The 23,790-nt window shown below is 66.8% G+C and carries 21 protein-coding genes and 1 tRNA gene; 11 read left to right on the forward strand and 11 right to left on the reverse strand.

Features of this window, described 5'->3' with window-relative positions:
- Positions 1–66 precede the first annotated feature (66 nt).
- Complete coding sequence (locus CCK91_RS03625) at positions 67–528, forward strand: hypothetical protein (protein WP_133059925.1); 462 nt, start codon at positions 67–69, stop codon at positions 526–528.
- 31 nt (positions 529–559) lie between these two features.
- Entirely contained in the window at positions 560–907 is a 348-nt protein-coding gene (locus CCK91_RS03630; RefSeq protein WP_133059926.1) for a DUF5663 domain-containing protein, read from the forward strand.
- A 183-nt stretch (positions 908–1,090) separates the two neighbouring features.
- Here the strand turns inward: CCK91_RS03630 and CCK91_RS03635 are convergent, their stop codons facing one another.
- The 3 genes from CCK91_RS03635 to CCK91_RS20030 form a co-directional block, all read right to left on the reverse strand.
- The gene (locus CCK91_RS03635; RefSeq protein ID WP_086472894.1) at positions 1,091–1,942 is read right to left on the reverse strand and encodes a bacteriophage abortive infection AbiH family protein; all 852 of its coding nucleotides are present in this window, start codon (positions 1,940–1,942) and stop codon (positions 1,091–1,093) included.
- 177 nt (positions 1,943–2,119) lie between these two features.
- Positions 2,120–3,115 carry a type ISP restriction/modification enzyme gene (locus tag CCK91_RS19485; RefSeq protein ID WP_165766978.1) on the reverse strand — a complete coding sequence of 332 codons (996 nt, stop codon included), beginning with the start codon at positions 3,113–3,115 and terminating at the stop codon, positions 2,120–2,122.
- Complete coding sequence (locus tag CCK91_RS20030) at positions 3,070–3,195, reverse strand: hypothetical protein (protein WP_255377982.1); 126 nt, start codon at positions 3,193–3,195, stop codon at positions 3,070–3,072. Before CCK91_RS20030 ends, CCK91_RS19485 begins: the two co-directional genes overlap by 46 nt.
- A gap of 338 nt (positions 3,196–3,533) precedes the next feature.
- Here CCK91_RS20030 and CCK91_RS03640 point away from each other — a divergent pair, with 338 nt between their 5' ends.
- From CCK91_RS03640 to CCK91_RS03650, 3 genes are all read left to right on the forward strand, one after another.
- Complete coding sequence (locus CCK91_RS03640; RefSeq protein ID WP_086472895.1) at positions 3,534–3,875, forward strand: histone-like nucleoid-structuring protein Lsr2; 342 nt, start codon at positions 3,534–3,536, stop codon at positions 3,873–3,875.
- A gap of 68 nt (positions 3,876–3,943) precedes the next feature.
- Positions 3,944–4,762: a GIY-YIG nuclease family protein gene (locus tag CCK91_RS03645; protein ID WP_165766979.1), complete on the forward strand. Its 819-nt coding sequence runs from the start codon at positions 3,944–3,946 to the stop codon at positions 4,760–4,762.
- Between the two features lie 198 nt (positions 4,763–4,960).
- Entirely contained in the window at positions 4,961–6,412 is a 1,452-nt protein-coding gene (locus tag CCK91_RS03650; RefSeq protein ID WP_133059928.1) for a hypothetical protein, read from the forward strand.
- A 202-nt stretch (positions 6,413–6,614) separates the two neighbouring features.
- Here the strand turns inward: CCK91_RS03650 and CCK91_RS03655 are convergent.
- A tRNA-Gly gene (locus CCK91_RS03655) sits at positions 6,615–6,688 on the reverse strand.
- A gap of 331 nt (positions 6,689–7,019) precedes the next feature.
- Between CCK91_RS03655 and CCK91_RS03660 the strand changes: the two genes are divergently transcribed.
- Positions 7,020–8,108 (forward strand): alpha/beta fold hydrolase, encoded by a 1,089-nt coding sequence (locus CCK91_RS03660; protein ID WP_086472897.1) that lies wholly within the window; start codon positions 7,020–7,022, stop codon positions 8,106–8,108.
- Between the two features lie 475 nt (positions 8,109–8,583).
- Here the strand turns inward: CCK91_RS03660 and CCK91_RS03665 are convergent, their stop codons facing one another.
- From CCK91_RS03665 to CCK91_RS03675, 3 genes are all read right to left on the reverse strand, one after another.
- On the reverse strand, positions 8,584–9,963 hold the full coding sequence (locus CCK91_RS03665) for an LLM class flavin-dependent oxidoreductase (RefSeq protein ID WP_086472898.1): 1,380 nt from the start codon (positions 9,961–9,963) through the stop codon (positions 8,584–8,586).
- An 83-nt stretch (positions 9,964–10,046) separates the two neighbouring features.
- Positions 10,047–11,471 (reverse strand): APC family permease, encoded by a 1,425-nt coding sequence (locus tag CCK91_RS03670; RefSeq protein WP_086473158.1) that lies wholly within the window; start codon positions 11,469–11,471, stop codon positions 10,047–10,049.
- Positions 11,472–11,559: 88 nt separating this feature from the next.
- Entirely contained in the window at positions 11,560–12,597 is a 1,038-nt protein-coding gene (locus tag CCK91_RS03675) for a LacI family DNA-binding transcriptional regulator (RefSeq protein WP_242664293.1), read from the reverse strand.
- 164 nt (positions 12,598–12,761) lie between these two features.
- On the opposite strand from CCK91_RS03675, the gene CCK91_RS03680 reads away from it, so the two are divergent.
- The 4 genes from CCK91_RS03680 (at position 12,762) to CCK91_RS03695 (ending at position 18,705) form a co-directional block, all read left to right on the forward strand.
- Positions 12,762–14,063, forward strand: a complete 1,302-nt coding sequence (locus tag CCK91_RS03680) for an ABC transporter substrate-binding protein (protein ID WP_086472900.1) — start codon at positions 12,762–12,764, stop codon at positions 14,061–14,063.
- A gap of 69 nt (positions 14,064–14,132) precedes the next feature.
- Positions 14,133–15,017: a carbohydrate ABC transporter permease gene (locus CCK91_RS03685; RefSeq protein ID WP_086472901.1), complete on the forward strand. Its 885-nt coding sequence runs from the start codon at positions 14,133–14,135 to the stop codon at positions 15,015–15,017.
- 4 nt (positions 15,018–15,021) lie between these two features.
- The gene (locus tag CCK91_RS03690; RefSeq protein WP_086472902.1) at positions 15,022–15,936 is read left to right on the forward strand and encodes a carbohydrate ABC transporter permease; all 915 of its coding nucleotides are present in this window, start codon (positions 15,022–15,024) and stop codon (positions 15,934–15,936) included.
- Positions 15,937–16,032: 96 nt separating this feature from the next.
- Positions 16,033–18,705, forward strand: a complete 2,673-nt coding sequence (locus CCK91_RS03695) for a glycoside hydrolase family 78 protein (protein WP_086472903.1) — start codon at positions 16,033–16,035, stop codon at positions 18,703–18,705.
- 27 nt (positions 18,706–18,732) lie between these two features.
- Here CCK91_RS03695 and CCK91_RS19905 read toward each other — a convergent pair whose 3' ends face one another.
- Positions 18,733–20,145, reverse strand: coding sequence for an HNH endonuclease signature motif containing protein (locus CCK91_RS19905; RefSeq protein ID WP_242664294.1), 1,413 nt, complete (start codon positions 20,143–20,145; stop codon positions 18,733–18,735).
- 146 nt (positions 20,146–20,291) lie between these two features.
- On the opposite strand from CCK91_RS19905, the gene CCK91_RS03705 reads away from it, so the two are divergent.
- The gene (locus CCK91_RS03705; protein WP_086472904.1) at positions 20,292–21,746 is read left to right on the forward strand and encodes a threonine/serine ThrE exporter family protein; all 1,455 of its coding nucleotides are present in this window, start codon (positions 20,292–20,294) and stop codon (positions 21,744–21,746) included.
- A gap of 163 nt (positions 21,747–21,909) precedes the next feature.
- Here the strand turns inward: CCK91_RS03705 and CCK91_RS03710 are convergent, their stop codons facing one another.
- Genes CCK91_RS03710 through CCK91_RS03715 form a run of 3 tightly spaced genes read right to left on the reverse strand, consistent with a single transcriptional unit; the run spans position 21,910 to position 23,744 of the window.
- Positions 21,910–23,118 (reverse strand): MFS transporter, encoded by a 1,209-nt coding sequence (locus CCK91_RS03710; RefSeq protein ID WP_086472905.1) that lies wholly within the window; start codon positions 23,116–23,118, stop codon positions 21,910–21,912.
- Between the two features lie 43 nt (positions 23,119–23,161).
- Positions 23,162–23,302: a hypothetical protein gene (locus CCK91_RS19585; RefSeq protein WP_159877259.1), complete on the reverse strand. Its 141-nt coding sequence runs from the start codon at positions 23,300–23,302 to the stop codon at positions 23,162–23,164.
- Positions 23,292–23,744 (reverse strand): SRPBCC family protein, encoded by a 453-nt coding sequence (locus CCK91_RS03715; RefSeq protein ID WP_085512102.1) that lies wholly within the window; start codon positions 23,742–23,744, stop codon positions 23,292–23,294. The genes CCK91_RS19585 and CCK91_RS03715 overlap by 11 nt, the downstream gene beginning before the upstream one ends.
- Between the last annotated feature and the right edge of the window lie 46 nt (positions 23,745–23,790).

The following is a 23,790-nucleotide window of genomic DNA, read 5'->3' on the forward strand; positions in this document are numbered from 1 at the left end:
GCGGTGATCGATCGATGCGGATTCGACTCCGCGCTACGGGGGGTGATCCCCGGGGAGGTGGGTACCTTGTACGACAGCTACATCCTCCCCCATAGCGAATACCGCGCGTACCTGACCGCCATGTTTCGCCTGCGGTTCGCGCCAGGGGCCCGCCCACCTGCACTGCAGGACCTTCTCAAAGGTGTGGCCGTGTCCTCCCAACCTTACGGATTGACGCTCGGCGCAGCTATGCACATTAGTCTGCCCGAAGCGCTCTACAGTATCCCGGTCGTGCTATCGCAGGTGTCGGCCAGTGAGGTTCTGGACGGTGTGCGTATACACGCCGGGTATCTTCAACTTCCTGCCGATTCAGCGGAGTTCATTGAGACGGCCATCCGAGCTCGCGCCGACGTGATCGCGTGCGGCCACGAGCAAAATACGTTGGCCCTCGCAGTGCTGCGTGAGTACCGGGTTCAGATCGCCATGCTGAATCACGAGTGCCGACTACGAGAAACGAAGGAGTTCAGCGATGACATCTCAGCGGGATAGTACGCAATCCTTCTCCGACCGACTCTCAAAGTTGCTGTACGACGAGTTGGAGCTGCGGGTCGGCATGAAACTGTCGGAGGGCATGAGTGACGATCAGATGCTCGAGTTTGAGGCCATAGTCAGCAAGGACACACCCCGACTCAGCGCCTGGCTCAGGCAGCACTCTCCAGATTTCGATAGTGACCCGAAGTTTCAGGCACTCGAAGAGCGATCTCCCGGCGTCGACGCGCTCGATCTCGTTGCCGACTATGCCGCTACGAAGTGGCTCGCTATCAATCGTCCTGACTACGAAACTTCGGTCAGAGCCGTGCGGACGGAGCTTGCTCTGACCACGCGCTCGTGCGCCGACCGGATCCTGGGCACTGACAGTGCCGGCTGACCCGCACAGACAACACCACGAGGCTGGCCACGTGCAGAAGCCCGCTATCGCCCAACACCAACCTGCGTATCAAGGTGGTCCGCTACCTCACCACCCAGACGACCGGACGCCGAGTCCGGGGAGAGCCTGCTACGCCAATTCGTAGCGATGGTGCAGCTGGAAAAGTGCGGGTGCTCTTGTCACTTATAAGACGTCACGTTCGAATGCGATCCCGAGGCCATACCCATCGAAAGCCTGGCAGGCGTCCTCGAGCGCCACATCGTTGTAGGCGCATACGGTCCACGGGATGTCCTTCAACGTTCGTGCGAGATGCTCGAAGTAAGGCATATCCACCGCTCCGAAGGAGTGACCGTAAACCAGAATGCGCCTCAGGGGCTGAGTAATTGCACCAATAAAGTCGACCAACCTCTCGTGCTGGTAGACCTTTTCGAAATCGTTCATACGGCGTGCAACTGCACCATATGCTCGAGAGCGGTAGAAATCAAAGTTCTCTTCGTCGTCGTATTGCCGCAAGATCCTGGTCCCCTGCAGTGTGCCTGGCGCGTAGCCAAGGATGAGCCGACTGACGCCGGATTCTCCGTGCAAGTGCAAAATACGCAAGGGATCGACACGATATAGATACTCAAGCGTATGGGTGTAATTGAACGTCAGAAAGCGGTCACCTGATTGAAATAAGCCACCGAACTTCTGGAGCGGTACGGTGTAGTCAAGATTCTCGTCGGCGCGGCGCGCGAACTCAGCTAGGGGAAGGGTGAGAAGCTGTTCCGCTTCGTGGATGATCGCGTCCCGGTCGCCCTCCCGATCGGATCCTAAGTCTGGATTATACTGGCTCAGATGATCCAAGACGAGGTCGATGTCGGGATGGGCCAGTCGCTCTTCCACGTCGGACCATAGATTGCCTCCGATGCTGTAGCTCTCCCACTCGCCAGGGAATCGCTCAGCTTTTATGGCGATCGTTTTCAGGTGCGGGTCGTACATGGTTGGCAGGCCATGCTGCAGGTCGAAACCGTTCCCCAGCACAAACAGAGTCGACATTTGATATTCTCCCTCACCGCGCTGCTATCTGAGGTATAGCATACGGTCGTTCCCAGAAGGTAGATCGAAACGTCGACGAAAAACGGCGAATCTCCAAGCGCTCGGCGCGCGCGTTCCAGCCAGGGCTGATGCGCCCTAACCGAACGATGCCTCAGCAATTCAGACATCACTTGCCGATTACGACAGATCGGTACCTGACATTTGATTCGGGTCTACCCGTCGTACGCGCCGATGCTTTGGGTTCGTCGGCCAGGAAGTTCCTCGTTGCTCTAGATCTGTCCTGGATACAAGCGGCGAAGCCAGAACATCGGCCAGTAGCTGCTCTTGTTTTGGCTGCAAGGCAACGAGCTGTGTGAGCACAGACAACAATTCAATGAATTCAAGTGACCCCTCACCAGGCCAGCTGGTCTCGATGAGGTCATCCAGCGGCGACGTACGTTTGCCACGCGGATCTGCACGACGATAGCCAATCCACGAATCTAGGACGTTCGAGCCGCCCACCGTGTAGTTGCGAACCTCAGCAGTCACATTAGTCCAGCGCCCGGCACCCAAGCCGATTGTCTCCAGGTCACTGTCATACTCAATTCCCGCCGGCATAGCCGTTCCAACTGATGCGTCGTAGGAGGGAAGAGTCAACTCAGCTTGCTCAGCACGGACATGTGATGATCCTCGTGGGTGAGCGCCCTTGTCCCCGTACGTGTGAAGCCAGATCACGTACTTACCTAATTCGACGGCCCGGTTCCACAGCCCAGGATCGCTCGTGATGGGGATGCGAACCCCGGGTGTGTGCAGCTCGGCGTCGAAAGTCTCGACAAATCCTGGATGAGAGGCGATCCCGGCCATATAGAAGAGAACCTCTTCTGCAGGTAAGAACCTGCCGTGTATGGCACCCAATGACTCCGTCAATCCGGGCGCGACATTGGCTGTGCCGTCGGGATGCAGCAATGGCAGAGTCCGACCTCCACCACTGCCCCTGAAGAAGTGCATGTCGGGTATCAGCGCGGAGAAACTCAGCCCCGGGCCACTTCTAGGATACTCGCTATGCAGTTCTACCGCGTAGATCTGTCCGGGGATTCGGGCCTCCCAGATTGGTGGTGCCGGCCTATGAATCAATCTACTATCGGCAATCAGATATTGCCGATCGAAGGAGCGATATCCTGAGTTGGATGACAACGCGGGTCTGCAGGAAGGCTGTGGCTACCCTCGTCGCGGATGAGCATGGTATCGAGGCAGCGAAAGAGCAGCTTGGTCATCACAACTCGTCAGTGACGAAGAAGCACTATGTGCCGCGACAACTCGAACGACCGAACGTGTCGCCCACCCTTGATGGACTTGCGTGATGCTCGGAGATCGGTGTCGAGTTAGCACCGACTACGAAACTTGCCGCGGCTGTCGTGCGCGGTGAGTGATTGCCGCAACTACTGAGACGGAGATCGTCCGCCGGTAGCCTGCAACCTTCATCTGTTGACACCGCAGATGTCCGCTGTCGCTATCGTTGTACCTATTCCGAGCGTCGCTTCCCCCGCCGGGTCTCGCTGCATTCACAGCTGGTGACCTGATGGCGCTCGTTCTACAAAGGAGAGTAAAACCCATGGCACAGAAGATTGTTACCACTTTGGTCGATGACCTCGATGGCTCAGAACTGAAGCAGGGCGAAGGTAAGACGATCACGTTTGGTCTCGAAGGGTCGACGTACGAGATCGATCTGTCCGAGAAGAACGAGAAGGCGCTGCGTGAGGCGCTCGAGCCTTTCGTGAAGGCTGCGCGAAGCTCATCGCGACCCAAGGCGTCCAGCTCCACCAGCGCTAACCGAAGCGACAAGGAGGAGCTCGCGGCTGCCCGAAGCTGGCTCCGTGCCAACGGCCACGATGTCTCCGACCGCGGCCGCATCCCCGGCGCCCTCCTCGAGAAGTTCCGCGCCGCGGCGAAGTAGGACGTGGGCCCGGCGGTGGGTGCCACAGGACTGTCGAGTGTGGCACTCAGCGCCGACCAGCAGAGAGGATGATCGTGGCGCTGACGCTCGGTGCGATCTTGCGTGACGCCGATATCGGACTCTCTGACGCGCTCGTGATCCGCCACACCTACGTTCGCGAGCACGAGGAAAGCGGGCTGCGTGGAATCCACGGAGACTCGACGGACGACGAGATCCTCGAGTACACGCGAAACCAGTCTCCTGACCCAAGACGGTTCCCGATCGCGCCGGCTCCCCTCTGGGTGGTCTTCATCCGCGAGGGAGGTGACCGGGCGAGGCTCTGGTCGGTGGTGGAGAACCTTGGCGAAGTCGGGCGGACGGAGCATCTCCGGACGTTTGACCTTGTTCGGTCTCCGTGCATGGACGACCTCCGAAACCGGCTCGTCGTCGGTTGGCGGTCGCCGCGCAGTTGGCGGATGAACGCCACGACGGCAGCTGACTATCCCGTGGTCGGGATTGCTGACGCTGAGCCCCTGCCCTTTCCTGGTTTCGACAGACTCCTATTGAGTTACGACCAGCTGCAGGCAGTGATGCGCGAGCCTCGGTACGCGTCCTGGCGGACCGCCCTGGCGTCAGTCATCGGGATCTACCTGATCACCGACACTCGAGACGGTCGGCACTACGTTGGGAAGGCCGACGGCGCGGAGAGCATCCGCCAACGCTGGAGTTCGTACGCTGCCAACGGGCATGGCGGCAACACCGGGTTGCGCGGACTCGATCCCATGAGCTTTCGGTTCTCGCTGCTGCGAGTGTTCGACCCGTCGACACCGACGCCGGTCATCGATATGGCTGAGAGTCACTTCAAGGTAGCTCTCGATACGCGTACGCATGGGCTGAATCGAAACTGAAGCTATCAACTGTCGAGTATCAGGTAGTCGCCGACTTTGATCCAGCCCCCCCCCGCGAACGCAAAAATGCTGCCGGTCATGGACCCTAGCGGAGCGTGCTCCGAGGACGAGCGAAAGTCGTCTACCTAGCGCCCGGCGGTCGGACGGCATCCGAGCTCAAGTATTGGCTCACTGGCTGTACGTCCGTAGGCTGGCTGAATGACAATCGAACAGCTCGCGACTGGATCATCACTCACTGGGCTGATTGTCGATGGAGTAGCAGGCACCCCGTACGCCGCGGGCACGTTGCGGATCGACGAGACTACTGGTCCGCTCCTCGAAGTACCGTACATTCGCGGTGACCCCACTGGTCAATTCGACCCAGTCCACGAGTGGTTCTCAACGCGGACGCCGCCGACGAATCTTATCCTGCGAACATCAGAGGGAGACGTGTCACTCTTCGACGTGAGCTGGTTCGGTCATTCAGAGCGCAGCGGTCGGTCTGTATCGCTCGGCAAGTTACGCCCCTCCGAGATAGTCCTAGACACGCGTAAGGCAGATCTGTCGGCACCGCTCATGATTGCTGAGGTCAGGAGCCAAATGGATGGCTTGCGAGAATGGACCGAATTCTCCGCAATTGCAGAGGAGCGAACCACCGACGAACACAACTACATACGAGGCTTTCACATCGACGTCTCGAGCGAGGCGTCGTTGGAGTGGCTTCAAGGGGACGCGAGAATGACACTACAAACGGATTGGCGCGCCGCGACCAGCCACGTTCGAGGTGAACCCAGTGTTGGCGTTTTTGAGTGGGTTGTTCTCGATAGCGCTTTTAACTCGCCTGTCCCGTTCCTCACGCACCTTGTAGAGCACCAGAAGATCAAGCACCTGCTCGTGCTGATGTTTGATGGTGCGATTCACTTCAGACAGCATCGAGTGAAGGACGAGAGCTTTGCTAAGCGGCACGGACGCATGTCAGAACTGCATCTGCCTTTCGTTGAGTTGATCAGCCGCCGCACCATACATGAGTACGCCGCGAGCGAGCCCGATGCGCGTGCGGCGAGAATGCCGCTCGTATACCTGGACCAGATCGGCGCAGAGGGGCTGACGAAGTGGTCTGATCGCTACGAGGCCTGGGAGCGCTTCATCCTGCCGACGGTTGGCGTTCTCGGGCGGCAAGACGTGTTCGTCGAAGATCTCGTGGTCTCCCTCTCCATGTCGGTTGAAGCCGCGGGGCATCTGATCGGTGTAGCGGAAGGGGAAGTCGAAACGTACGGGAGAAACCGCAAGCCGTCGACAGCGACCCACATCTACCGCTGCCTTCGTGCCGTCGATGTTGCATGGGGCGATCATGTGGAGAGCATTCTTGGTCTCGCGCGGGCCTCGGCAGACGTGTACAACTCGATCAAGCATTTTGATCGCGGTCAACTCCCCGATCACGAGGAGATGCTGCTCATCTCTCTTGTCCTGAGGCATCTCATCCGACTCACCGCGCTCAACGTCATCGACTCGACGGGTCAGCTGATCCTCCAAGCGGACGGCCAGCGAGAACTAAGCGCCATCCATGCGAGGTTCTCCGTGATCGAACGACGTGTTCGTCACGACGGCAGGTGGGAGCAGCTGCCAGTACGCGCTGAAAAGCCACTGCCTAAGGGGTTCACCACTTGGTGAGCGCCTCGGCGTGAACTCCGGGACCAAACGGGGCGGCGAAGCTTGAGTGGCGTCGGCGCCGCGGCAGCATCGCGGGAGAGGCTCCGCACCCGCATCACAAACGCAACTCAACGAATCCGGTGAGTAAACGGTGAGAGCCCGCCAGGAGGTGCTGAGGCAGGTGCGCAAGTCTCACGGCGGAACAGGCCGCTGACCAGGCATTTGGAGCGGATGACGGGAATCGAACCCGCGCTATCAGCTTGGGAAGCTGAAGTTCTACCATTGAACTACATCCGCGTGGCGCCGGAGCGTCCTGAGTAATCGTACATGACCCGGCGGGCCTCCGTTCGGTCCCTGTGTGCGGCCCCGTTCGATCCCTACGTGCGGCCCCGTTCGGTCCCTGAGCTTGTCGAAGGGCGGGGTGTGTTCGTGTGCCCTTCGACAGGCTCAGGGACCGGGGTTGGGCTCAGGGATCAGGGTTCGGCGCAGGGACCGGGGTTGGGCTCAGGGACCGGGGTTGGGCTCAGGGACCAGGGATAGCGCAGCGAGCGGGTCGGCTCGGTGAGCCGGGTGCTCGGAGCTAGGCTGGTTCACCGTTCCCCGAGCGGGACGGGATCGGGGGTGTGACGTGAAGCGCAGTGCAGGTGTCGTCGTGGCCGGCCTCGCCGCCGTTGCCGTCGCCGGGTTCGGGATCGCGAGCGCCATGGTCGCCCGGCGCGTCATCGGGGCGGGGCGCGTGCACTACAGCGACGTGTTGCCGACCTCGTCTCCGATGACCGTGCGGCTCGAACGGAACGCTGCCACCGCGCTGCCGGGACGATACGGGCTCGAGTTCGACGACGGCTCGCGAGTCATCGTCGGGCCCGTGATCGGTCGCGAGACGACGGACGGTTCGGTGATGCGAGCGGTCGTCAACGGTCAGGTTCCCGCCGGAGCGACCCGTGCGCGGTTCACCGGCGCGGCCGTGACACCCGCGGACCTCGGGGTGGACGAGGCGCGCGTGCCGAGGGCGCGGTCAGGGGCGTGGCGATTCGACGGCGATGGCAGCGAGGCCCGCGACGGCACCTGGGTCGTGCACACCCACGGACTCGGGGCCTCGCCGCTCGCGACTCTCCGCTCCGTGCAGGCCGTGCAGCGCGCGGGACTACCGTCGCTCGTCACCTGCCTCGGGTCCGCGTTCGCCGAACGTCGCTCCGGGGCTGATGCCACGGACGTCGACCGCGTCATCGCGGCCATCGACGACGCCGTGACGCTCGGTGCGCGACGGGTCATCGTCTGCGGGTGGTCCTACGGCGCCGCCCTGAGCCTGGCGGCTGCACGAGAGCGACCCGAGGTGGTGCAGGGCGCGATCCTCATCTCGCCGATGCTCGGCCTCAGCGAGACGGTGCTGCACGCTGCCGCGGTCGCCGGGGTGCCGCGGGTGCTCGTGCACTCGGCGCTCGCCGTGCTCTCGACGCCGGTGCTGGCACGATCCGCCGGGGTGCGCGGCGCGGTTCCGGTCCGCGCGCTGTCCGCCGGGCCGATCGACGGCCTGCCGACGCTCGCGATCCACTCGCCCGGCGACACGACGATCCCCGTGGAACTCACGCGGGCCATCGCTCACCGTTCACCCTCGTTCGAGCTTGTCGAGGTCGCCGCTGCGCCGCACGGCTTGGAGTGGAACGTCGCGCCGGAGGCGTTCGAGACGGCTGTGCGGGAGTGGCTCGGGGCGCGCTGATCGGAGGACTCCTCGGTCCCTGAGCTTGTCGAAGGGCGGGGTGTACTCGTGCTGCCCTTCGACAAGCTCAGGGACCGAGGTGGCTGGGGGCCCGGGTCGCAGTCGGTTGGGTGCGTGGTGCCCTTCGACAGGCTCAGGGACCGGGATGGTTAGGGGAGCGGGTCACGGTCGGTTGGGTGCGTGGTGCCCTTCGACAGGCTCAGGGACCGGGATGGTTAGGGGAGCGGGTCACGGTCGGTTGGGTGTGTGGTGCCCTTCGACAGGCTCAGGGACCGGGATGGTTAGGGGAGCGGGTCACGGTCGGTTGGGTGTGTGGTGCCCTGCGACAGGCTCAGGGAGCGAGGGGCGGTGTGACCGGGTCGCGGTCGGTTGGGTGCGTGGTGCCCTTCGACGGGCTCAGGGACCGAGGGGGCTGGGGAGCGGGACGGCGGACGGGGACCGGGGTGTACGGGGCTCAGGGACCGGGATGTCCGTCCTAGGCCGGGTCCTTCGCGTGGCGGTAGCGAGCTCCGGTGTGCTCCTCGGGGAGACGGTCGCCACGGCCGTGGAGCTTGTGGCGCAGGCTGCCCTCGACGTACTCCTCGGGGTAGGCACCACGACGTCGCAGCTCGGGGATGACGAACTCGACGATGTCCTCGAAGGTGCCCGGCGTGATGGCGTAGGCGAGGTTGAAGCCGTCGACGTCGGTCTCCTCCACCCACTCCTGCAGGGTGTCGGCGATCTCCGACGCACTGCCGACGATCCGCGGACCGAGCCCACCGATCGCCCCCATGCGCGCGATGTCCTTCACCTTGAACTCGCCACCCTCCTCGTTGGCCGCCTGGTAGTTGGCGACCGCCGACTGGATGGCGTTGCTCTTGACGTTGCCGATCGGCTCCTCCGGGTCGTACTGCGACAGGTCGATGCCCATCCAGCCCGACATGAACACGAGTGCACCCTCCTGCGACGCGTACTGCAGGTAGTCCTCGTGCTTCGCCTGGGCCTTTTCGCTCGTCTCGTCGGTGATGATCGTGAGCAGTGTGTAGATCTTCGCCGAGTACCGGTCGCGACCGGCGGCCTCCAGGGCATCGCGGATGCGTCCGACCGTCGCCTTCAGGCCCGCCTTCGTCGACGCCCCGACGAAGATCGCCTCCGCGTTGCCAGCGGCGAACTGGATGCCGCGCGGCGATGCACCGGCCTGGTAGATCACCGGCGTGCGCTGCGTGGACGGCTCGGACAGGTGGATGCCGGGCACCGTGTAGTGCTTGCCGAAGTGCCCGATCTCGTGGACCTTCGTCGGGTCGGTGAACACGCCCGTCTCGCGGTCGCGCACGACCGCGTCGTCCTCCCACGAGCCCTCCCACAGCTTGTACAGGACCTCGAGGTACTCGTCGGCGACGTCGTACCGCTCGTCGTGCTCGAGCTGGTCGTCGTGCCCCATGTTGCGCGCCGCACTCGGCAGGTAGCCGGTGACGACGTTCCAGCCGACCCGCCCCTTCGTCAGGTGGTCGAGCGTCGACATGCGCCGCGCGAACGGGTACGGGTGCTCATAGGCGGTGCCGGCCGTGACGCCGAAACCGAGGTGCTTCGTCACCGCTGCCATCGCCGACACGAGCAGGATCGGGTCGTTCACCGGCACCTGCGCGCCGTTGCGGATCGCGGCCTCGTTGCTGTCGCCGTAGACGTCGTAGGTGCCGAGGACGTCGGCGATGAAGATGCCGTCGAAGTTGCCGCGCTCGAGCAGCTGTGCCAGGTCCGTCCAGTAGGAGAGGTCCTTGTAGGTGCTCGAGCGGTCGTCGGGATGACGCCACATGCCCGACGCCTGGTGGGCGACGCAGTTCATGTCGAAGGCGTTGAATCGGATCTGTCGGGTCATACGCACGATCCTGCATCACGAGTCCCGGACGTCGCCTGGCAATCGGCCTCGCCCGTAACAGGGCGTCATCTAGGCGCAGCGCACTACCTGTGCGAGGTGTCCTCCGCGGCGATCGCCTCGGCGTACTCCGCGTCGCTGAGCGCGCCGACCGTCGAGTGCCGACGCCCGTACCCGAGGTAGAGCGCCGCGCCGACGAGCATCCAGATGAGGAACACGATCCAGGTCGTCCCGCCGAGCGACACCATCAGCCCGAGGCACATGACGATGCCGAGCGCGGGGACCACCGGGAACAGTGGGACGGAGTAGCTGCGGTCGAGATCGGGACGCAGGCGACGCAGCAGGATGACGGAGAGGTTCACGAGGGCGAACGCGAACAGCGTGCCGATGCTCGTGGCGTCGGCGAGCTCGCCGAGCGGGATGAGGGCGGCGACCACCGCAACGACCGTACCGACGATGACGGTCCCGGCGACGGGCGTCCCGCTGCGACGACCCACGCGCGAGAACACCCGCGGCACCATGCCGTCCTGCGCCATCCGGTACAGGATGCGCGTCTGCCCGTAGTAGACGGTGAGCACCACGCTCGCGATCGCGATGACCGCGCCGATGGAGAAGAAGAGCGCGACGATCGGCTGCCCGGTGATCTCGGTGAGGATGCCGACGAACGCGGACTCGTCGTCCGCGAAGGCGGTCCACGGCCGGGCACCGATCGCGGCGATGGCGACGAGGATGTAGACGGCGGTGACGATCACCATCGACAGGATGATCGCGCGCGGCAGGTCGCGACGCGGGTTCGTCGCCTCATCGCCGGCGGTCGATGCCGCGTCGAAGCCGATGTAGGAGAAGAACAGTCGGCTGGAGGCTGCCGCGATGCCGGCGACCCCCATGGGCGCGAGCGGTTCGAAGTTGCCGAGCGAGAATGCCGAGAACGCGATGACGACGAAGACGAGCAGCACGGCGAGCTTCACGAACACCATGATCGTGTTCGCCCAGGCGCTGTCCTTCGCACCGCGGACGAGCAGCAGCATCGCGAGCAGGACGAGGGCCGCTGCCGGCAGGTTGACCAGGCCGTCGGACACGCCGATCGGGTTCGCGAGTGCCGGTGGCAGTCCCAGGCCGAACACCGCGAGCGCCTCGTTCACGTACTGGCCGGCACCGACGGCGACCGCCGCGACGGAGACCCCGTACTCGAGCACGAGGCACCAACCGCACACCCAGGCGACGCCCTCACCCATCGTCGCGTAGGCGTAGGAGTAGCTGGATCCGGAGACCGGCACCGAACCGGCCATCTCGGCGTAGGACAGGGCCGACAGGAGCGCTGCGAGTCCGGCGACCGCGAACGCGATCCACACGGCGGGCCCGGCGAGCGGGACGGCGGTGCCGAGGACGACGAAGATGCCGGTGCCGAGCGTCGCGCCGACGCTGATCATCGTGAGCTGCCAGACGCCGAGCGAACGGCGGAGCGACGTCCCCGAGTCGGCGGGATCCGTCCCGAGTCGGACGAGCGGCATGCGCCGGCGCAGCTGCGCGAGGAGCGGGAGTCGGCGATCAGTCACGGGTATCCATGGTAACCGTGGGGATCCGCGGAGCTTGCCGCGGTCACCGCACCGAGCTGCGCCGGACGACGAGTTCCGGCTTGAGGACGACCGTGCGGTGCTCGTGCGTCGCCGGCTCGTCGACCTCCTCGGCGAGCAGTCCGGCTGCGATCACGCCCATCTCCCGACCGGGCTGCGCGATCGTCGTCACCGGGACGGCGCTCTCGGCGGCGTAGTGGTTGTCGTCGTAGCCGGTGACGGCGATGTCGTCGGGGACGCTGATCCCGGCGGCGACGAGGTGCTCGATGCACCCGACGGCCAGTGAGTCCGCGGCGCAGACGATCGCGTCGGGCCGATCCGTGGCCGCGCGGTCGGCCAGTTGCTCACCGAGGATGCGGCCGACCCTGGTGGTGAGGCTGTGGGTCTCGGCGACCTCGAGCTCGACGCCGGTGTGCTCGGACACGGCGCGTCGCACGCCCGCGAGCCGGTCGGCGACGGCGTGCAGGTGGAGCGGTCCTCCGGCGTACAGCAGCCTGGTCCGTCCGAGACCGATGAGGTGGCTCGCCGCGAGGTAGCCGCCGAACTCCTCGTCGACGATGACGCCGCAGGACTGCGCGGGGTCGCCTGGCCAGTTCACGAACACCACCGGGCGGCCGTGGCTGCGCACACGGGCCGCGCCCCGCTGTTCGCCGTCGAGTGGAGCGAGGATGATGCCGCGCACGCGGGTCTCGTCGAACAGGTCGAGGTAGTCGTTCTGGCGTTGGAGGTCGACGTCGCTGTTGGCGAGCAGCAGTTTCAGTCCGGCTTCCGCCGCAGCGGACTCGATCCCGCGCGCGATGTCGACGAAGAACGAGTTCCCGATGTCGACGAGCACGGCGCCGACGGTGTTGCCGGTGCCTTTCGCGAGCGTGCGGGCTGCGTCGTTGGGGACGAAGGCGAGGGCGTCGACCGCGGCGGCGACCTTCTCGCGCGTCGCGTCACTGAGCAGGTGGGGTCGGTTGAAGAAGTTCGACACGGTGCCGTGCGACACGCCCGCGCGCTCGGCGACGTCGCCCATCCGCGAGTCCCCCTGCTGCCCGCGCCGTGCTCTCGCTTCCGACATCTTCGCCCACCCTCGTCGTGATCCGCGTCGATCGGTGAATCGTTACCGATTCCACCTTGCGGATCGAAGCCAGTTTACCTAGTCTCATCACTTGACGCGCATCAATTGATGCGCGTCAACAACACACGGCACCGCTCGGGGCCTGCATTCAAGGAGGAATCGCAATGACACGACCCATGCGCCGGAAAGCCGTCCTGGCTCCGCTGGCCGCCAGCGCCGGAGCGCTCGCTCTCGTCCTCACCGGTTGCGGTGGCGGTGGTGGCTCGACGACGGCGACCTCGTTCACCTATCTCATCAACTCCGAGAACACGATGATCCCGGGGCAGATCACGGCCCTCAGCGAGAACCAGTGCAAGGCCGAGAACACCGCCCTGCCACTCAAGGTGGAGACGGTCCCGCAGACGAACCTCGACCAGAAGCTCCAGTTGCTCGCCGGGCAGAACTCCCTCCCCGTCATGTACGCGGCTGGTAACGCTCCCGATCTCACCAAGACGCTCGACGGCTCCGGCAACGTGGTCGACTTCGAGCAGGCCCTCACCGACCTCGACGCGCTCGACGACATCGAGCCCGCGGCGATCAGCACCATCAAGGCGCTCTACGGCGGCAAGTTCAACGTCCTGCCCTACCAGTACAACATCGAGGGGATCTGGTACAACAAGCAGATCTTCGCCGACGCCGGCGTCGAGATCCCGCAGACGTGGGACGAGCTCGTCACCGCTGCCGACACCATCTCGAAGACGGGCGTCACCCCGTTCTCCGCCTCCGGGGAGCAGGGCTGGCCGCTCACGCGTCTCGTCGGCGACTACCTCTTCCGTGACCTCGGCGCCGATGCGCTCCAGAAGGTCGCCGACGGCGATGCGAAGCTCACCGACCCCGAGTACGTCGAGGCGGCCGCTGCCGTCGCCGACCTCGGCGCGAAGGGCTACTTCGGGCAGGGCGTCGGATCGATCGACTACGACACGGCCGCACAGCAGTTCCTCACCGGCAAGGCCGCTATGTTCTACATGGGCAGCTGGATCCTCGAGTCGATGAACGACGAGACGGCGAACCAGATCGGCATCGACAACGTCGGCTTCATGCCGTTCCCGGCCGTCGAGGGCGGCACGGGCTCGATCGACGAGTACCCGGCGAACGTCGGCCTTCCGACGACCATGAACGCGAAGCTCTACGACGACAAGGTCGGCGACTGGCTCGGCTGCATCGCCGAGAACTACGGCAGCGCGGCGCTCCAGGATCAGGGCACCATCTCGGGCTTCAAGACGAACACCGAGGTGACCGGCGTCGCACCGCTCACCCAGGAGATCCAGACGACGATCTCCGAGTCCACGTCGAGCGTGCTCTGGTTCGAGGCGCTCTTCTCCACGAAGGCGACGACCACCAGCCAGACGAACGCCGCACAGCTCGTGACGGGGGCCATCAGCCCCGAGGAGTTCATGCAGCTCGTCCAGGCGGACCTCGACAACTGACCCGCGGCGGGCGGCGGTCTCGCGCCGTCGCCCGCCTCCGACCGCGGCTGCACACGGAAGTGACATGACATGAAACACGTACTCGGCGACAAGCGGGCGATCGCGATCCTGCTCGGTCCCGCCCTCCTCGTCTACACCCTGGTGATGCTCGTCCCGGTCATCTGGTCGCTCGGCTACACGGTCTTCGAAGGCAACGCCATCACCGGCTTCACCTTCGTGGGCGTGGACAACTTCGTGCGCGCAGCCGGCGATCCGAAGGTCTGGGACGCGGTCCTCTTCACGGTCAAGTACGCCCTGGTCGTCACGATCGGGCAGGTGCTCATCGGGTACCTGATGTCGCTCCTGTACGTGTTCGTCCTGAAGCGGTCGTCCGGCATCATCCGCACACTGGTGTTCTTCCCGGTCGTCCTGCCGACCGTGGCGGTCGCGCTCCTCTTCCAGAAGATGTTCGAGGTGGCACCCTCCACCGGCGTCGTCAACACGGTCATCACCAGCTTCGGCGGCGACTCCGTCGACTGGTTCGGCAGCGGCGCGAACGCATTCCTCGTGATCGCGATCATGGACATCTGGCGCTCCATCGGCTTCTACGGCGTCCTGCTGTACGCGGGCATCGTCGAGATCCCCGAGGACACGCTGGAATCCGCCCGCCTCGACGGAGCGACCGGCTGGAGCCTCGTGCGCCACATCGTCATCCCGCTGTCACTCCCCGTCCTGCTGTCGGCGATCATCTTCAGCATCAACGGAACCCTCAAGGTGTTCGACTCGATCATCGCGCTCACGAACGGCGGCCCGGGCAACGCGACGAGCCCCCTGACGCTCTACATGTTCCAGACGTCCTTCTCCTACGGCGAGTACGGCTACGGCAGCACCATCGCCCTGCTGCTGACGATCATCTGCCTCGTCGTGACCGTGTTCATCTTCCGTTCCTCGCGTCGCGACCTCACGAAAGCCTGAGCCGATGACCTCCAGCACCCTGCCCGCCACCGCGGTTCCCACGAAGACCCCCGAGCGACGACCGCGCGTCTCGCCCGGCGCCCGCCGCTTCCGCCGCGGGCTGGTCAAACTGCCCCTGAACGTCCTCGTCGCGGTCATCCTCGTCATCACGATCTATCCGCTGTTCTGGCTCGTGATCAGCTCGTTCAAGACCAACGACGAGTTCATCAACGGCGACGCCTTCGCTCTGCCGTCCTCGATCGCCTGGGGCAACTACGTCGAAGCGTGGACCACCGGCAACATGGGCCAGTACCTCACGAACAGTGCGCTCGCGGTGTTCCCGGCGCTCGCGCTCATCATCGTCCTCGGGACCGCCGCCGGCTTCGCCCTCGAGGTCATGGTGTGGAAGGGGCGGAACGGCGTCCTGCTGGCGTTCCTCGTCGGCATCATGGTGCCGGGGCAGATGATCCTGCTGCCGCTGTTCACCGTCTACTTCCAGACCGGGCTCTCCGGCACGCTCTGGCCGCTCATCATCACCTACACCGCGATCGGCCTGCCCCTGACGGTGTTCATGATGGCGACCTTCTTCCGGGCGATCCCGCGCGAGGTCTTCGAAGCGTCGACCCTCGACGGTGCGAGCATCATCCGCTCGTTCTTCGTCATCGGGTTCCCGATGGTCCGGAACGGGATCTTCACGATCGCCCTCGTGCAGTTCTTCTTCATCTGGAACGACCTGCTCATCGCACTGACCTTCACGAACAGCTCCGACCTCCGCACGATCCAGGTCGGGCTGCTCAACTTCACCGGCGAGTTCGGGGCCACGCAGTACGGCCCGCTGTTCGCAGCCATCTGCATCAACGTGTTCGGCACCCTCGTGCTCTACCTCGTGCTGAACCAGCGGGTGATGAAGGGGCTCACGGCGGGCTCCGTCAAGGGCTGATCCCTCAGTCGCCGCCGTCCCCAGCGCCTTCGATCGCGCTTCCCACCACTCCGCTCACCCGGTCCGCTCCGACCGGGAGAAAGGCGACGTCTCGCCATGACCACCTCCATCACCGCCATCACCGCCGACCAGGCCGGCCGTCCTCCCGCTGCCGCAGCCGAGCAGGTCACCGTGACCGCGCCACGATTCGAGCACCTCCGTGAGCCGCTCGGGATCGGCGTCGCGTCGCCGCGGCTCTCCTGGAAGCTCGACGCTCCGTCCGGCTTCGAACCGTCCGCGTACCAGGTCGAGGCGATGCGCGCCGACGGCCGCACGGAGGCGGAGCCGGTCGCGTCCTCGGAGCAGGTGCTCGTCGACTGGCCGTTCGAACCACTCGTGTCGCGTGAGGCGGCCGTGGTGCGGATCCGGGTCCAGGGTCGTGACGGTGCGTGGTCGGCGTGGAGCGAGTCGGCGACCGTGGAGGCCGGCCTGTTGGAGCCGTCCGATTGGTCGGCAGCACCGGTGGGCGGCGCGTGGGAGGAGGACCCGGAGGCCGAACGGCGACCGTCGCTCGTCCGTCGGGAGTTCTCGCTGCCGGACGACGTCGTCTCCGCCCGCCTCTACGTGACCGCCCACGGGCTCGCCGAGGTCGAGATCAACGGGAGCCGTATCGGGGCGGACGCCCTGGCGCCGGACTGGACCGTCTACGGGGAGCGCCTCACGTACCGCACGTACGACGTCCTCGACGCACTGCGGGCGGGTGGCAACGCGATCGGGGCCTGGCTCGGTGACGGTTGGTACCGCGGCCGCATCGGCTTCCACGGCGGGTACCCCAACCTGTACGGGGCCGACCTGTCGCTCATCGCGCAGCTCGAGGTGACGCATGCCGACGGCACACGCACGACGATCGCCACCGACGCCGACTGGACGGCCGGGTTCGGGCCGATCCTCCGCAGCAACCTCTACTTCGGCGAGCACTACGACGCGCGTGAGGAGGTGGCCGGGTGGTCGCTTCCGGGGTTCGACGGAGAGGGCTTCTCGCCCGTCGCCGTCGGATCGCGCGATACCGGGACACTGGTGGCGCCGCAGGGTCCGCCGGTTCGGAACACGCAGGTCGTCTCGCCGGTGGAGGTGACCACCTCGCCGTCGGGCGCCACGGTGCTCGACTTCGGGCAGAACCTCGTGGGTCGCCTCCGCATCCGGGTCTCCGGAGCGCGCGGGACGACCGTGCAGCTCCGCCATGCGGAGGTCATGCAGGACGGCGAGATCTACACCCGTCCGCTGCGTGGTGCCCTCGCGACCGACCGGTACACGCTGCGTGGTCCGGCTTCCGACACCGACCCCGACGCCGACCAGGTCGAGGTGTGGGAGCCGCGGTTCACGTTCCACGGGTTCCGGTACGCCGAGATCACGGGCTGGCCGGGCACGTTCGATCCGTCGGCCGTCGAGGCGCTCGTCTACCACAGCGACATGGAGCGCACAGGGTGGTTCGAATCGTCCGACCCGCTGCTCGACCGGTTGCACGAGAACGTGGTCTGGGGGATGCGTGGCAACTTCGTCGGCCTGCCGACCGATTGCCCGCAGCGGGACGAGCGGCTGGGCTGGACCGGGGACATCCAGGTGTTCGCCCCGACAGCGTCGTTCCTCTACGACTGCGCGGGGTTCCTGGGCGGGTGGCTGCGGGACGTGGAGGCGGAGCAGCTCGACGACGGGACCATCCCCTGGTACGTCCCGGTCATCCCCGGTGGCAGCGAGTGGACGCCGATCCGGCCTGGCGCGGTGTGGGGTGACGTCGCCGTCCTGACGCCGTGGACCCTGTTCGAACGGTTCGGCGACCGCGGGGTGCTCGCGACGCAGTACGAGAGCGCGAAGCGGTGGGTGGACCTCGTCGACCGTCTCGCGGGGCCCGGACACCTGTGGAACACGGGCTTCCAGCTCGGCGACTGGCTCGACCCGGCTGCACCCCCGAACGACCCAGCCGATGCCGCGACCGACCGCTACCTCGTGGCGACCGCGTACTTCGCGTGGTCGGCGAAGCGACTGGGGGAGACGGCGGCCGAACTCGGACTGACGGCCGACGCCGAGCACTACGGGCGGCTCGCGGCAGCGGTCCGGGACGCCTTCGCCGCGGAGTACGTGCTCGACTCGGGCGAGCTGACGAGCGATGCGCAGACGGCGTACTCGTTGGCACTGGAGTTCGGACTGTTCCCGACCCCGGAGCAGCGGGACTGGGCGGGTCGTCGGCTCGCCGAGCTCGTCGCCGAGGCCGGCAACCGCATCGCGACCGGCTTCGCGGGGACACCGCTCATCACGGACGCGTTGACCGACAGCGGCCACCTCTCGACCGCCTACGACCTCTTGTTCGAGGACGAGTGCCCGTCGTGGTTGTACACGGTGAAGCAGGGCGGCACGACGATCTGGGAGCGCTGGGACAGCCTCCGCCCGGACGGGACCGTGAACCCCGGTGGGATGACGTCGTTCAACCACTACGCCCTGGGGGCCGTCGCCGACTGGATGCACCGCACCATCGGTGGGCTCACGAGTGTCGCGCCGGGCTACCGTCGCGTGCGGATCGCGCCGCGACCGGATCCGCGGCTGACGTCGGCGGCGGTCGCGCATGAGTCGCCCTACGGTCGCATCAGTGTGTCCTGGCGGGTCGTCGGCGAGGCGTTGGAGGCCGACGTGGTCGTGCCTGTCGGCGTCACCGCGGAGATCGCCCTCCCCGGTGCGGAGGAGCAGGCGGTCGCGCACGGTGAGCACCGGTTCGTGGTGCCGGTCGTCTCGGATTGAGTCCGGGTCGCCCGGGGTCGCCCAGGCTCACCCGGTCTCGGCGAGCTCCGGTCTGGTCTCGTGTCGTCGGCCGTCGGGTGTTGTCCAGGTGAGGATGCCGCCGGGTCGGTGCTCGAGCTTCCAGCCCGGCAGGTGTTTCAGCCGGTGATGATGTCGGCAAAGACAGGCCAGGTTGTCGACCGCTGTCGTGCCGCCGTCCTGCCAGGCGACCGAATGATCGAGGTCGCAGTTCCGGGCGGCTCGTCCGCAGCCCGGAGCCCGACACGTGGTGTCTCGCAGGCGGACGGCACGCGCCAGGTCTGCCGGTACCCGGTATTGCTCGCGCCCGACGGACAACACGGCGCCCGTTTCCGGTTGGGTGAGGATGCGGGTCATGGAGGGCGCGGTGACCGCGAGTCGGGCGGCGGTGTCGGGGTCGATCGGGCCGTAGCCGTCGAGCACACCGGGTTCGTCGGTGACGCCGAGGGTGGACAGTGCCGGGACCGTCATCTGGACGGTGGCTCGGATGCGGGCCTCGATGCCGACGGGCTCGGCGAGCAGAGGGTCGGCCCCGGCGGCGACCGCCTCGTCGGCGATCCTGGCGGCGTCGTCGAGTGGCGCTGAACCGGGGAGCCACGTGAACGTCCCGGTCGTCTCCGGATCGACTGGGATGGGACCGACGTCGTCGTGCACCGTGCCGGCGACGGCGAGCGACGCGAGGGCGTCGGCGCGCAGCTGCGCGAGCGTGCGGGGGTCGCCGGCGATCCGCGCCGGGACCGCGACGGCGTCGAGGCGGTTCCTGATCGCGTGCGCCAGCGGGGCGGTGGTGAACAGGTGCAGCCAGGCCATGCCGTCGGCCGCAGCCTCGAGCTCGACACGGCGGTCGGCGATCGAGCGCGTGCGTCGGGCGGTGAACGATTCGGGGTGCAGCCGCTCCCGCACGACCCTCGCGCGCTGCCGGAGGCGTGCGGTCGTCGAGCGGAGGGCGACGGGCAGCACCTGCTCCAGGAACACCGCGCGGCCCTCCACCGGGACGTCGCGCAGCTGGTCGGTGATCGCACGGGCGTGACCGCCGCTGATGGAACCCTCCGCGAGCGCCTCGAGCACGGCGGGTGCATGGTGGACGAGCGCCTCGGCGTCGCCGACCCGCGCCTGGAGCGTCGGCTCAGACATCCTCGTGGCGATCGCGAGCGACGCGCACATCGACCGCCTCGCGAGGTCGCGGGCGTCGGTCGAGGTGGTGCTCGCGGAGACGAGCGCTGACGCGGTGGCGTCGGCATACGCGAACGCCTCTGCGAGGAGCCGTGCCTCCTCGGCGTCGAGCGCCGCGCGCCGCCGGGCGAGGTCGACGAAGCGGTCGGTGAACGACGCCATCCGAGCGGCAAACACATCGCTCGGGTGCTCCGGACGCCCCGTGCGCTCGTGCGCCTCGGGGCCCTGGATCGTGGCGGTCTCGGTCATGACACCAGTCCACCACCGACCACTGACATTCGAGATGGTCAGTACGAGCTGGGCCACCGGGCCTCGCCCTCCGCCTCGCACAGACGACCGCCGAACACCAGGGCGAGCCCGCCGTCACCCGTGGCTCGTACGATGAGCGGGTGGGTATGCGTTCGCTGCTGAGTCAGCTGGCCGGGGGAGTCCGAGGAGCGGCGCCGGAGGGCGTCGACGAGCAGGCGGTCGTCCGCCTCAACGCGGAACGGCCCGTGCGCGAGGTGCTCGAGCTGGCCGGCCGGATCGGCGAGTCGATGCTGGCTCTTGGAGCAGCAGCGGCCGAGGTCACCGACGCCATCCGTCGCGTGTGCCGCGCGTTCGACCTCGAATGCCAGGTCGACCTCACCTTCACCTCCATCCTCATCGCGCACGACGGCTCCGAGCTGTCGCCGGGCGTCACCGTGCTCCGCGTGGTCCGCTCGCCCTCCGCCGACTTCGACCGCCTCGCCAAGGTCGTCGTGGTCGCCGAGGGCATCACCAACCGATCCGAACCGATCATGACGGTCACCGACGTCGCCCGCGACGACGAGGCAGACCTCCGCGACGAGCTGCACGCCCGCCTCGGCGCCGCCCACCGCGACCTCGACCGCATCCTCACCGCACGCCGGACCTACCGCCGCGGCTTCGTCACCGTGCTGCTGTCGACCATGGCGGCCGCCGTCGCCGTCCTCCTCGGGGGTGGTGTGGTCTCGATGCTGCTCGCCGCTGCCACCACCGCGCTCATCGACAGCGCGTTCCGCGCACTGAACGTCTGGAAGCTGCCGGTCTTCTTCCTCCAACTCACCGGGGCGGCCATCGCCACGACCGTCGCCGTCCTCATCTCGATCCTCAGCCCCTACGTCCCGGACGACCTCTCGGCCCTGCCGCCCGCCCTCATCGTCGCGTCGGGCATCGTCGTCCTCCTCGCCGGCGCTTCGCTCGTCGGGGCGGCCGACGACGCGATCAACGGGTTCCCCGTCACCGCGAGCGGACGGCTCGTCGAGGTGATGCTCCTCACCATCGGGATCGTGGTCGGCATCGGTGGCGTCCTCGACCTCGCCCGGCGCCTCGGCATCTCGCTCGTCCTCTTCGATCTCCCGGTGAGCCCGTGGCCCGTCGCCGTGCAGATCGTCGGCGCGGCCGTGGCCTCCGCCGCCTGGGCGATGGCTTCGCAGGCGGCCCTCCGTGCAGCGTTCTTCGCCGGGGTCACCGGCGCGATCGCGTTCTCCGTCTTCGTGTTCGTCTCCGGCAGTGGCGTCGCGCCCGCAGCAGCGAGTGCGCTCGCCGCGCTCATCATCGGCTTCGCTGCGGAGGCGCTCGGCCCTCGGCTGCGGATCCCGGCGATCATCCTCACCATCTGCGGGATCGTGCCGCTGCTGCCCGGGCTCGCGATCTACCGCGGCATGCTCGCGCTCGTGAACGGCGAGCAGGGTTCCGAGGGGGTCGAACAGCTGCTGCAGGCGGGCCTCACCGGCCTCGCGCTCGCCGCCGGCGTCACGCTCGGCGAGATCCTCGCGCGCCGCACGGGCGTCTCCGGCCGCGTGCTGCTGCCCGGGTACATCCGGCGCTCCAAGCGCCACCCGCGCTGAGCAGCCCCGGTCACTGAGCGGTCCCCGGTCACTGAGCGCTCCCGGTCACTGAGCTTGTCGAAGTGCGCCCTTCGACAGGCTCAGGGACCGGGATGGTGTTGCTCAGGGACCGATGACTGCGTCTCAGGGACCGGAGTTCGACTCATGGACCGGCTGGCGTGACCTACCGCTCCTGCGGCTTCGCCGCGGACGTCAGGAACGACGCCAGCACGACGACGGCGAGCACGACGATCATCGCGCCGCGCAGACCGAAGTGCTCCCCGAGGAATCCGAGCAGCGGCGGCCCGACGAGGAACGCGACGTAGCCGGCCGAGGCCACTGCCCCGACGGTCGTCGTCGGATCGTCGCTCTCACCCGCCGCCGAGAGGGTCACCGGGAAGCCGAGCGCCGCACCGAGCCCCCACAGCAGCACCGCGAGCCCTGCGACGAGGACACTGTCTGAGAACACGACGAGCGCGATCCCGACCGCCGACACGAGGGCGCTCACCCGCAGCACGTTGGCCTTGCCGAAGCGGGCGAGGAGCGGTTCGCCGGCGAAGCGACCGATCGTCATGGCGAGTGCGAACCCGGCGAAGACGATCGATCCGACCGCCGCCGTGGTGCCGTGCCCGTCGACCATGATGAGCGGCAACCAGTCGCCGGCGGCGCCTTCGGCCAGCGCGAGGGCGAGCACGATGAGGCCGAGGAAGATCACGCGCTGCTGCCGCCAGACCGCGAGCTGCGCACGGATCCCAGGGGAGCCGGCACCCGTGTCCGACTGTCGTCCCGTCTCCGCGGGGATCTTCGGGATCGCCCACAGCAGCGCCACCAGCGCGACGGTCGCGACGATCAGCAGATGGATCGTCACCGGGAAGGCGATCGCCGTGAGCGCGATGCCGGCGACCGAGCCGATGACGGACCCGAGGCTGTAGCAGCCGTGGAGCACGGGCAGGATGGACCGCCCGGACAACTGCTCGATCATCGCGCCCTCGATGTTGATCGCGATCTCGGCAAGGCCGAAGCCCAGACCGATGCCGATCAGACCGAGGAAGACACCGACGCCCTGCCCGGCACCCGCCGTGAGGGCGAGGAGGGCGAGTCCGATGACGAACGCCGCTCCGCCGATGATGATCGGGCGACGCGCGCCGAACCGACGGACGAGCGCTGCGGACGACAGGATGCCCGTCATCGAGCCGACGGAGATCCCGAAGAGGATGAGTCCCATCTCGGCGGTGCTCGCGTGCACGAGGTCGCGGACGGCGGGCGTCCGGACGATGAAGGACGACAGGCCCACGCCGACGGTGAGCATGAAGACGAAGATCGCCCCGCGCCGCCGCCGAAGAGGGGCGGACAGCGCGGGGCGGGGGTTCGCCTGACCGGCGCGAGCACTCATGCTCCGAGCCTAGAAGCGGTGATGCGGTGTGACGGGCGTGTTGCTAGCCCGACGGGTTCTCGACGGGGTCGCCCTCGGCGTCGGTTCCCGTCTCGGGGTCGACCTCCTCGGGCTTCGGCACGTCGTGCTTCACGTCGTCGTCGTGCGTGTGCGGGGGACCGGGGCGGGGGCCGTCACTCGACATCGCCACGCCATCCCTGTCCGGTCTGGCCCTCGGATTCGACGAGCTGCTTGAAGTTGCCGAGGTCCTTCTTGACCGCGTGGCCCGCCACACCGACGGCTGCGCCGAGGTGCTCGAGGAGGCCCTTGGGCTCCCAGTCCAGCTGGACGGTGACACGCGTCTTGGCGTCCTCGAGGCGGTGGAAGGTGACGACGCCGGCGTGGTCCGCCTCGCCGCCGGTGCTGTTCCAGGCGACGCGCTCGTCGGGGTGCTGCTCGGTGATCTCCGCCTCGAAGGTGCGGGTCTGTCCGGCGACGCTGACCGTCCACTCCGTGAGGGTGTCGGTGACCTGTGTGATGGAGTCGACCTCGTCGAGGAACTTGGGGAAGTCCTCGAAGCGGGTCCACTGGTTGTAGGCGACGGAGACGGGAACGTCGACGTCGATGGTTTCGATGACCTGGGTCATGGGCGCCATCCTCTCTGGTTCTGCGGTACCTGCATGGGTCTCGTCC

Origin of the sequence: Plantibacter elymi (nom. nud.), from assembly GCF_900177795.1 — a bacterium.
In the GTDB taxonomy this organism is placed as follows: domain Bacteria; phylum Actinomycetota; class Actinomycetes; order Actinomycetales; family Microbacteriaceae; genus Plantibacter; species Plantibacter elymi.